This is a genomic window from Noviherbaspirillum phoenicis, from assembly GCF_047237965.1.
In the GTDB taxonomy this organism is placed as follows: Bacteria; Pseudomonadota; Gammaproteobacteria; order Burkholderiales; family Burkholderiaceae_D; genus Noviherbaspirillum_A.
Window position 1 is genome coordinate 541,278 of the sequence record NZ_JBDFLX010000003.1, and the last position, 11,364, is coordinate 552,641.

5 protein-coding genes are annotated in these 11,364 nt (G+C 59.6%); 1 reads left to right on the forward strand and 4 read right to left on the reverse strand.

Going from position 1 to position 11,364, the window contains the following annotated elements; genetic code table 11:
• Positions 1-231: 231 nt before the first annotated feature.
• The 3 genes from ABC383_RS24685 to ABC383_RS24695 all read right to left on the reverse strand — a co-directional run bounded on the left by ABC383_RS24685 (position 232) and on the right by ABC383_RS24695 (position 6,674).
• Positions 232-1,554 (reverse strand): hypothetical protein, encoded by a 1,323-nt coding sequence (locus ABC383_RS24685; RefSeq protein WP_413018161.1) that lies wholly within the window; start codon positions 1,552-1,554, stop codon positions 232-234.
• 1,681 nt (positions 1,555-3,235) lie between these two features.
• The gene (locus ABC383_RS24690; protein WP_413018162.1) at positions 3,236-5,272 is read right to left on the reverse strand and encodes a site-specific integrase; all 2,037 of its coding nucleotides are present in this window, start codon (positions 5,270-5,272) and stop codon (positions 3,236-3,238) included.
• Between the two features lie 637 nt (positions 5,273-5,909).
• The gene (locus ABC383_RS24695) at positions 5,910-6,674 is read right to left on the reverse strand and encodes a ZIP family metal transporter (RefSeq protein WP_413018164.1); all 765 of its coding nucleotides are present in this window, start codon (positions 6,672-6,674) and stop codon (positions 5,910-5,912) included.
• A gap of 364 nt (positions 6,675-7,038) precedes the next feature.
• Between ABC383_RS24695 and ABC383_RS24700 the strand changes: the two genes are divergently transcribed.
• A complete protein-coding gene (locus ABC383_RS24700) occupies positions 7,039-7,674 on the forward strand; it encodes a DsbA family oxidoreductase (RefSeq protein WP_413018166.1) in 636 nt (211 codons plus the stop codon).
• A 213-nt stretch (positions 7,675-7,887) separates the two neighbouring features.
• Here the strand turns inward: ABC383_RS24700 and ABC383_RS24705 are convergent, their stop codons facing one another.
• Positions 7,888-11,364, reverse strand: coding sequence for an indolepyruvate ferredoxin oxidoreductase family protein (locus tag ABC383_RS24705; protein ID WP_413018168.1), 3,477 nt, complete (start codon positions 11,362-11,364; stop codon positions 7,888-7,890).

Here is an 11,364-nt window from a genome sequence, read left to right on the forward strand (position 1 = left end):
GCATGCATGCGACCTAGCCCGAGCAGCCTGATCCGTCTTTGCCGAAATACTGATGTGTTCCCGGAAGTCTCAGGCCGCTCGTCCATCAACCCGGAAACGGATAGATTTGCGCCCCGTCCTCCTATGTTAAAGGAGGCTCGGGCTGCACACAGTCTTTAGGAGCGGATCGTAGCTGCGACGAAGGACTGACAACCGGGCTCGCACCGAGTCCATGTTGTCTACGCCGAGTAGTCACTCAGTCGTATCTTCCGATGCTTTTTCTTGCCGGGAAGAAGCTTTGCCATATCTCGATGAAAAGAACTCGGCAAATATACTCTTTACCATTGGTGCAGCTTCTCCCTGCTTGTCAAAACTTTTTCTCAAGGGGATGGCAAGCGTCGCCCGGAATTGTTCCCTGATTTCATCCTGCGTGTCTTCGTCCAATTCGTGGAAATCGGACAGAATCCTGGAGACGCGCTCAGTCTCCTCCCGGTCCCGCGCGGCCTGTGCCATTGCCTGGGACTCAGCCACAGCTTGCGTCGCCTTACGCCGCCTCTCCGCCGTTTCTTCCTTGGCTTTCTGCTCCAGCTTCTGACTGTGCCAACCTTCCGTGATGGCGGCGCGGTACAAGGCGCCGTAGTTGGGATCCTTGCCTTTTCTCGCCTGCTGTTCGCCATATTCATTGGCACGTTCGATGCAGACCTCGATCTCATCTTCCTTGCGCATTTCTAGGTACTTTTTCTGCATCGCCGGCTCGATATTGACCTTGGCAAAGCGGAAAGCGTCGGTGAGGTCGGTTTCCGGGAACGGAATTACGGTTTGCGCCTTCTGCTCGATCATGAAACGCAATCCGATTACCTTGCGTCCCTGGCGCTCGAATTCCACATCGACGCGAATGTCCGACGCCTCGCTGCGATTAATGGCCTTGACGGGATTTGAAATCACGAACTTGTTCAGGTCGCGAAATTCCTTGTATTCACCGTCGCTCAAGCCCATGTAGTCGCGAAACTTGGCCAGGTCGAAATAGGGAGTTTTCTTGACGCCCCGATAATCGCGACAGAGCTTATAAATGATTGCCTCGTACTTACCGGAAAAATGATTGAAGATTTCCCAGTTCAGCAATTGAAAGATTGCCTTCGGCTCGTCCAGACCACGAACCACATCTTCAATGACCGACGGGAACTTGAACTCCAGCCGGGTTGCGAAAACTTTCCACTCCGAAATAAAACCCGCGCCATACTGGACAGCACCACCATCCTTGCTCAAAAAGTTATAGGAAAGCGTTTCGTTCTTCAGCGCCAGCATGTCGTTCCAGAGCATTGTCCGATTGATTTCATAGCCGAATGCTTTTTCGAACAGTTTCAGCGGCATTGACCGAAAGCCTTTCTCATCGGTCGGTATCCCCGAATCGAATTGTCGCCGCAACTCTCGCAACATCAGGATCCAGTACTTGTATTGCGACAGGGTGATCTTGTGCCTGATATGAATCAGGGACTGCGGGGTTTTGATGAGGTCGCTTTTGACCAGCTCGTTTTTTGTTTGTTTTGGTTTGACCATACGACGCTTGCCTGTCATGCAACTGCCATTGTGGAAGGATTTCCCCTGCTGTAGACCGCATGACTGCGGCAAGGGCGCTCAAACCCGATTCGACGTGCCCGTCATATTAAGCACAATAGTGGAAGAAGGCAATTCAATTTTCCTCCACGATAGGCGCGCAGTACGCAGTCGTGACACGGGAGTGCCGTATGCTTCTGCACGGGTCTGATGCATAGACGAGCGAAGTGAGCCGCCGAGAGAGGGGAAATCCTTCCACGATAGAAAAATCGGCCTTCGCTTCGTCGATGTTTATTTGTGCATCCGTCTGCCAGTACTCTTTTCGCTCCGGCCCTCGGTTCGTGCTTTTGCCACCTAACCGCCGACGCACACTGACATCAAACAAATAGCCGAGCTGTGGACCACTCAAAAACAGTCGGACCAGGTGTAGATAGCGCTAGACAGCACGGTCTGGTGACCTGGCTTTTGCCTGAATACGGTGAACACCCGACGGCCAACTCCATTCGTCCGTCGTTTCCGAGCTTTCTAGGGGAGCGCTAGAGCAAGGAGGCAGCGGGCATAGGGCAGGGGAGATTCTTCCACATTAACCATACCGACCGCAGGGGGTATTTCCTTCCACGATACCGATTACTTTCCGCGCTACGGGGGAAATCCTTCCACCATGGACGCCGAATACCCTTCGAAATTGCCTCAGGTGATCCTGAAACGCTGTGTACCGCCATCCGATGGGGGGAAATTCTTCCACCATTGCACCGAGACCCAACCAAAAAGTAGATCGTGAGGGGAAATCCTTCCACCATGACGCACGCTGGAGGCTTTTGAGGGGGTAAATTCCTCCACCATCGTTTCATGGCGTCACCGAGGCTGGGAGAAGAGAGGGGGAAATTCTTCCACAATGCGCTTTATCTGGCATTACCAACGCAACTGAATCCGCATGAGCCGTATTTATCAGCGCTTAAAGCACCCGAATCGCCTTGTCATAGCCATCCCTACGCTAATAAACGCCAGATGAGGGGGTAGATCCTTCCACCATAGTGAACGTCATGAACTTGGACGAAGGGGGTAAATCCTTCCACCATGGTTAACGGTGACCAGAATCATGTCTACGTGGCAACTAAAAGATTAACAATTGGATAAAACACGCCTCATTTTGCATGATTTTTCTACCGGTGGCGCGACTTCATGGGCTGCTGGCAGGGGAAATCTTTCCACGATACCGGGGAATTTCTTCCACGTTAGCGGGGGAAATCCTTCCACGATCCCAAAATTCCTTCCACGATAGAGGGGGAGATCCTTCCACGATAGGAGGGGAGTTTCTTCCGCCGTAACAGGGAAAATCTTCCATCCAAAAGGGGAAATTCTTCCACTGTAAACGTCGTAGCCCTCTGTCTATAAAGGGAATTCCGGCTTGTAAACAGTAAACAAGTAAACGAATTAAAAGCTATTGAAAGCAGCAGCGGTAAAGCTGGGGAGTCTGGCTAACCGGTCCTTGCCATGCTGCTGCTTTTCATGAATTGTCTACTTACGCCTGAAAATACAGACCGAAAGTCCTTGATCAGCTATAAAAACCTGAACGGCAACCATCGAAGGCACAGAGGCAAGCGGGGGACAGGACCATTGGCTATCCAAGCAAGGAAACGTCGGAAACAGGGGGGCCCTTGCCAGGAAGGCCTTGCCCAAAGTGGCATGCAGGTCAACGGCGTTATTCCGTCGGCGCATCGATCCTAGTTGATTCCGGGACGCGTCGCACGCCCACATTGCGTCCTGTCCGTTGCAGCGCGTCGATGGCTGCATAGCGGGCCGTCGACGCGGGTGACGCGTGTCCCAGGTTTTGCTGCACGACCCTGAGGCCGACGCCGCTTGCCACTGCGCGAAAGCCATGCGCATGCCGGATCCAGTGCGCGCTTGCTTTCAGCAGCGTTTGCGCACCCGCTGGATCCGTTGACCGGAGCTTCTGCGCACACGCGTTAAAGAAGCTCTTGAATTGGTCATGCAAGGTCGCCGCGCCGATACCGGCCAGACGGTCGACTGGCGCACGCGCAGCAGGCGACCACGACGCCCGCTGCGTCACATCGACCGCTCTGCCGAGCAAGCTGACTTTTCCCGGAACAGCGGGCAGCACAGCCGTCAGTCCGCGTGAAGCCAGGTAAGAGCGCAACTCTGCCAAGACGGTCGGCGAGAACGGCACAGAGCGTTCCTTGCCGTCCTGTTTCCTGACAACCAGATTCCATGCTTCGGTCGTGTCACCGGAAGCATCGCCATAAGGCGCACAGGTCAAGTCAGCCATGCGCGCCGACACCGCTTCCGAGATCCGAAGCCCTGTCTCATGCAGCAGCAGCAAGGCGAACTTCAGCCGCCGGTTTGCCGACGTTTGTGCCAAGGCATTGACTTCAGCTTGAACGAAGGCCCATTGAGCCGCGGTAAGGGTACGCGTGCTTTCCGCAGCCTCACTCTTCCGTGGCAGCGCCAAACCGGCGAGCGGATTTCCCTGCAGGTAACCATGGCTTGTCAGAAAGCCGTAAAGACTTTTAAGGATCGCAATGGCGCGACGCTGGGCGCTTGCCGACAGCGGACCCTCGAACGGTCGCCATAGTGGACTCCAGCGCGGCCGGGCGCGCGGACCGCACCATAACGCAGCCGGCTGCGGATCGGCGAGAAAATCGCGGTAGGCGACGCAGTCCTCCGGCGTCATCGACGACAGCGGCTTTTGGCGTTGCACGATGGCCCACAAGAAAAAACGTTCCGCTTCCTTCAGATAAGCCCGCTGCGTGTGCGACAGCACGGCCGATCCCGTCGAAAATGCTTCGGGTGCGGCTGGCGCAGGATCGTCTCCCCGATGTGGCGCCAGCGTTGCCTTCACACTGCTTCCCTGCTTCGCATCAACCCACGCCAGAATGGCTTCCCTATCGTTGTTTGCCGTAACCAGGCAGCGCTGCTGCGGCAGGCGGTACAAGCCGTCGACGCCCGACAGGCTGTCCGGCACGATCAGCTTTTCAAGCGGAACGATCGCCATGGCCGGTGGAACGATGGACTGCAACCGGGCAGGCGACACGCTGGCCCGGGGCGCCATCGCATGCGCACCGACGGTTTTGCCTATCGTCGCTTCATGCGCACGCAGCCAGTCGACTACCCGCGTCGCCTTGCTCATGCCAATGGCGGGTAAAGCCCGGTACCAGCCCGACCCAAGGCCATTGATGCGGTCAACCAGCAGTGCCAGCGTGGTCACGTCCGCCCTTTCCAGGCGGGCTGCCAGGTCAGGATGCAGCCAGGCGGATACCGCATCGCCGGCCCGCGGCGGCTCTGCTACCAGGCCCTCAAGCCAGCGCAACGTCTCCAGCTGCCTGCCAATGAGGCGCGCACGGCGCGATCCACGGCCTGCCGCGTTGCCATGCTCTGCATGGTAGGCAGCCAACTGCTCCGCTTCGGAAAAATCCTCCAGACCTCGTTCGGCAATGAAATCGGCCAGGGATGGCAATGCCGGAACTTCTTTTGCCGCGCCTGCGATATCGACGAGAACCAGCCGTGCTGCGCCATGGCGTTGCCAGCGACGGGCGGCGGCGGCGAATTCGTCGCGCAGCCAGGCAACCGTCTTGCGCACCGTCGCCGTGTCGCTGTGTTCTCCTTCCACCCGCAGATACCGGTTCCAGCTGGCACGCGTGTCCATGCCCTGGATAAGCGCGCGCATGAAGGCGAAATGCCCGAGGTGCAGCTTGCGTTGGCGCACCGGCGTCGCGGGCATATCCGCCTGCGTTCCCACCGCAGTGTGGCTGCCCCGGTCGGGGAATGTGCTGCCCGCCGTCATCGAGCGGCGCGGGGCTGCGACGCGGCCCTGTTGAAACGCACCTTTCGGCACGGGAGGCGGGCTGGCATCGAGGTTGATTGAAGCACGGTAAGTCCTTGATTTACGGAACTTCGTAACAAAGATTATCAGGAAGGGCAGATTTTACCGTGCTTTTTACATACCTTGATAACTTCAAAAAGCCCAGTGCCGGATGGCTTCTGGCGGCCCATATTTCTTGTGTTTGCGAAAAAATGACGACGGCAAATCCTGCTGGCAATCGTTCAGGAAGTGGGGGGAATTGAAAGAGGGAAAGGGTGGGAAACTGGAAGCTGGCAGTTGATGCGCGCAGTGCGGCTGCCGACCCATTTCACCGTGCCGACGGAAGCGCATCGCTTGACGATGCAAAAGGTTATCGAGGCATGGACAATCGGACTACGCCTCGTGCCCGATGGCGACTCGCCTTCACTAGGCAGCAAGCCAGTGTTCCTGACTCAACGCAGCTCGCCGTCCAAAATCACCCTCAGGCAATTTGTCCTGGAAAACGGGCCAGACCCATCCCACACGCTGCAGAACAGTGGCGGGCGGTACCACGCTCTCAGCTTCCCATCTTGCTAAGCATGAAGGCGGTCAGGAAGCCGGCCACGGTGATCAGTCCGGCAAGAGTATGGGCCACTTCAAACGCTTCCGGGATCATGGTGTCGACCAGCATGGCCAGGATGGCGCCTGCCGCGATGGCAGTGGTGGCGGCGACGACTTCCGGAGAAAATCCCTGAAAAACATGGTAGCCGACCAGCGCCGCCGCACCCGAAGCAAGGGCGATGCCGCCCCATATGCCGAAGATATAAGTGGCGCTACGGCCGGCCTTCTTCATGCCGGCCGCGCTCGACAGGCCTTCAGGAATGTTGGACAGGAAGATCGCTACGACGGCGACCATGCTGACCGTGCCGCCCTTGAGCATGCTCAGACCAATCACGATGGATTCCGGAATGCCGTCCAGCAGGGCGCCAATGGCGATTGCCATGCCGCTGCCAGCGGTTTCCTTTTCCGATGGCTGCTGGCCTCCCGACCTCTTCCGGTGCTGGGCGCCATGCCTGTTGATGAGCCAGTTTGCGGCAGTGAAGACGGTAGCGCCCAGCAGGAAGCCGAATGCGGTTGCCGCAAAGCCGCCGGTTTCGTAGGCTTCATCCATCAGTTCGAACGACAGCGCCGAAATCAGCACGCCGCTGCCGAATGCCATCACCGCGGCGATCAGCCGTTGCGGCACGTGGATGAAGTAGGCGATCACGGCGCCGACCAGCAGCGCGCCGCCGGCGACAAACCCCCAGAACCCGGCTTGAATGCTCAGTGGGATGATGTCCATCGGTTCTCTCTTCAGTAAATGACAGCTATGTTGAGCAGGTGTTTCATTATTCTCTTTTCCCGGCAAGGGACTTTGCTTGTACGCTGACGCAGGCGGTTTGTATTCCGCCGGTTCGCTGACGGCCGGCTGCATGGATCGCCCGCGCCGGGCATGGAAGCCGTCAACGTCCGCCTATTTCTTCGTACGGGACCCGCTTGGCACCAGCGTGATGACGTGGTTGGCAATTCCCTGTAAGCAGGAGGATGGGATTGGATTTTTGCTGTGCTGGCTTTGCGCGTCTCGGGTGCCGCATCGGCGCGGCGGAACAAGCGGCTATTCCCGCTGTCTTTCGATCGACCAGGCAACTGAATGATTGGAAACCGCCATGTCCCAGGACAACCGTATCGCGCTCGATATCTGGAGCGACTATGTCTGCCCCTTCTGTTACCTCGAACTGCCCGCCGTGAACCGGCTGCAGCAGGCGTTTGGACCGCAACTGGAGGTGCGCTGGCATGCATTCGAACTGCGCCCCGACCCGGTGCCGACCCTCGACCCGGACGGAGAGTATCTGCACACCGTCTGGAACCGCTCGGTCTATCCGATGGCCCAGCGGCTGGGCATGCGCATCCAACTGCCGCCGGTGCAGCCGCGCAGCCGCAAGGCCTTTGAAGCAGTCGCGTTTGCCCGGGATGCCGGCAGGTTCGACGCGATGCACCTGGCGCTGTTCCGCGGATTTTTCGAGCAGGGCAGGGATATCGGCGACAGCGCCGAACTGCTGAGGCTGGCGCAGGAAAGCGGCCTGGATGGCGCGGCGCTGCAAGCGGCGCTTGACGAAGGCCGCTATACGCAGCAGGTGTTGCAGGACGAACGCCAGGCGCAGGCGCTGGGCATGACCGGCGTACCGCTGATGCTGGTGCGGCGTGCCGGTGCGCCGCTGGAGACCGCGGCGCCGCTGCAGGGCGCGGTGCCCTACGAACACTTGCATGCCACCGCGCGCGATGTCGCTGCGCGTGTTGTTTGACGCCGCCGGCCGGGCTTTTGCCAGCGTTGGCAAGCACTTTGCGCCGTCATTGATGATCGCCAGACGGCTGCGCCTTGGAAAAACGCCGCCCTGCCGAATCGATGTGCCGGCCTCGCCGCGCCGACGCCAGGCCCCATGCCATGCCTTCTCTACGGAGTGAAAGCGTCTGCCTTCTTTACATGACCGCAGGACGGCACGGCTGCCTGCCAGGCCTCATGCCGCACGATGCAGTTCGATCACGGCCGGCTGTTGCAGCTGCTGCGCAGCCTCCGACCATGCGGCCTCTGCCTGCTGAAGGCTGGCGTGCTTGACATGCCCGTACCCCCGGATGAGTTCAGGAACAGAGGCCAGTCTTACCGCAGTCTCGTAATGTGCCGGCGTGGTCTTCTCCAGAATGAGGGCCACGGTCTGCTCGTACTTTTGTATCAGGTCGCGTTCGGTACGGCGCTCGGCGGTATGGCCAAACGGGTCCAGCGGCGTGCCACGCAGGAACCGCAGCCCGGCCAGCACCCGCAACACAGGCAGCATCCAGGATCCGAATTCCTTTTTCCTCGATTCGCCGGAACGCGGATCTTTCTGCGCAATACCGGGCGGCGCAAGGTTGAAGGAAATCCGGAAATCGCCTTCGAACTGCTGTTTCAACTCATCTATGAACTTCGGGTCCGACTGCAGCCGCGCCACCTCGTACTCATCCTTGTAGGCCATCAACTTGAAGTAATGACGGGCTACCGCCTCGGCAATCTGCGACTTTCCTGAAAACCGCTTCGATTCCCAGTCGCGCACGCTGTTGACGAGGGCGACATAGCGAGCGGCATACCCGGCATTCTGATACTCGGTAAGGAACTGTTCACGCGTTGCCATCAGTTCCTCGACACTGGCCGAAAGCTTGTGCTGCGAAGCAGCAGTGCCGCGCTGATTGCGCGCCGTGAGTGCGTCCACGGTCTTCAAATCATGTGCGGCGCGGCGTCCCCACAGGAACGCCTCCTGATTCATCCTCACTGCCGCGCCGTTCAATGCGATAGCCTGGCTGATTGCTTCTGCGGAAACCGGTATCAGGCCGCGCTGGTAAGCGTAACCCAGCATGAACATGTTGGCGGCAATCGCGTCGCCATGAATCGCCGTCGCCAGTCTGGTTGCATCGACGAACTCTGCCAGTTGCCCGCCCGCGGCCGCTTGGATGTTCTGCCGCAGCGATTCTGCCGGAAACCGCAGGTCCGGGCGACGGGTGAAGTCGCCGGTCATCATCTCGTGGGTATTGATCACCATGCGCGTGGCGCCATGCCTGACAACCGCCAGCGTCTTGTTGCTGGCGGAAACCACCATATCGCAACCCAGCACCAGATCCGCCCCGCCGCTGGCAACCCGGATCGCCTTGATATCGTCAGGTGACGCGCCGAAGCGCAGGTGCGACCAGACTGAGCCGCCTTTTTGCGCCATGCCTGCCATGTCGAGAATGCCGCAGCCCTTGCCTTCCATATGGGCGGCCATGCCGAGCACCGCGCCTATCGTGATCACGCCCGTGCCGCCCACGCCGGTAATGAGCATCGAGTACAGGCCTTTCTCGAGCGACGGCAGCACCGGCTCGGGCAATGCGGAGAAGATGTCCGTCTTCTGTTCCAGCGCGAGCTGCTTGCGCAACTGGCCGCCGTGGACCGTCACGAAGCTGGGGCAAAAACCCTTGTTGCATGAGAAGTCCTTGTTGCAGGCAGACTGGTCGATGCGGCGCTTGCGCCCGAATTCGGTTTCGACCGGCACCACCGACACGCAGTTGGACTTCACGCCACAGTCGCCGCAGCCTTCGCATACCAGCTCGTTGATGACCATTCTCTTTGGCGGGTCGGCAAGAAGCTGCTTCTTGCGACGACGCCGCTTCTCCGCCGCGCATGTCTGGTCATACACCAGCACGCTCACGCCGCTGACGTCGCGCAGTTCGCGCTGCACGGCATCGAGCTCATCGCGATGATGTATCGAGACGCCCGGCGCCCATTGCTCAGAGGACGTGTATTTACCCGGATCGTCGGTCACCACGGCCACCCTGGTCACGCCTTCCGCATGCACCTGGCGCGTAATGATTGCCGGGGTGAGCGGGCCGTCATGCTTCTGGCCGCCCGTCATCGCAACGGCATCATTGAACAGCACCTTGTAGGTAATGTTGGTGCCTGCAGCAACCGCCGCCCGGATGGCCAGCAGCCCGGAATGGAAATAAGTGCCGTCGCCGATATTCTGGAACATGTGCGTGCGTTTTGAAAAAGGCGCCTCGCCCACCCATGCCATGCCTTCGCCACCCATTTGGGTATAGCCCATGGTCTGGCGGTCCATCAGCTGCGCCATCCAGCTGCAGCCGATGCCGGCGTACGCCTTGCTGCCTTCCGGCACAACGGTCGATGAGTTGTGCGGGCAGCCGCTACAGAAATAGGGCGTACGCAGAAGCGGCTCGGCATGCGGTACTGCTTCGCGCAGACTGCGCAGCATGTCGACCCGCTCCTGAAGCCCGGTTATCTGATGGCGCGCCGCCAGCCGTTCGCCGATGGCGACGGCGACCTGCACGGAATCGAGCGCCATCTCGGGCTGAAACAGGGTGCGGCCCGTTTCATCCTTCTTGCCGACGATGCGCGGGGCGGCAGGGGAGCCATACAGGATTTCCTTGAGCTGCGCTTCCAGCAGGCTGCGCTTTTCCTCCACCACGATGACCATGTCCAGCCCCGCGGCAAACGCCCTGACGCCCTCCGGTTCCAGCGGCCAGGTGCATGCCACCTTGTAGAGACGCACGCCGGCCAGCGCCAGCTGCGACTCGGAAAGGCCCAGGTCCTCGAATGCCTGCAGCACATCGAGGTAGCTCTTGCCATGGGTGATGATCCCGATCTTCGCGTCCGCGCTGTCGTGCGTGATGCGATCGAGCCGGTTGGCCCGCACGAATGCGCGCACCGCATCCATCTTGTAGTTGTGCAGCCTGAATTCCTGCGCATGCGGCGTATCCGGCAGCCGGATATTGAGGCCGTCGGCCGGCAGCGCCATATCCTTCGGCTCATGGATTTCCAGCACCGGGTTCAACTCCACCGAACCGGAGGCATCGGCGTTTTCCTTTACGCATTTCATGCCGACCCAGCAACCGGCGTAGCGCGACAGCGCCCATCCATACAGGCCGTATTCAAGCAGTTCCCTGACGCCAGAAGGGCTGAGAACCGGGATGCTGGCGTCCACCAGCGCAAACTCCGATTGATGGCAGGTGGTGGACGATTCGCAAGTATGATCGTCCCCCATCAGGACCAGCACGCCGCCATGCCTGGCAGTGCCCGCGAGGTTGCCATGCCTGAAGGCATCGCCAGAGCGGTCCACCCCGGGGCCCTTGCCATACCAGATGGAAAATACGCCGTCGAACTTGCCCTCGCCGCCGATCTCCGCCTGTTGCGTGCCCCATACCGCGGTAGCGGCAAGGTCTTCATTCACGCCAGGCACGAAGCGTATATCGGCTGCCTGGAGATGCCTGGCGGCCTTGCCGAGTTCGCCATCGTAGGTGCCCAGCGGAGACCCGCGATAGCCCGAGATGTAGCCGGCCGTGTTGAGGCCGTTGCGGCTGTCCCGCAGCTTCTGGGTAAGGGGCAGGCGAACCAGCGCCTGCACGCCGGTCAGGAAAACACGGCCGTTCTCCAGCGTGTACTTATCTTCCAGCGACACATCTTTAATGCTCAT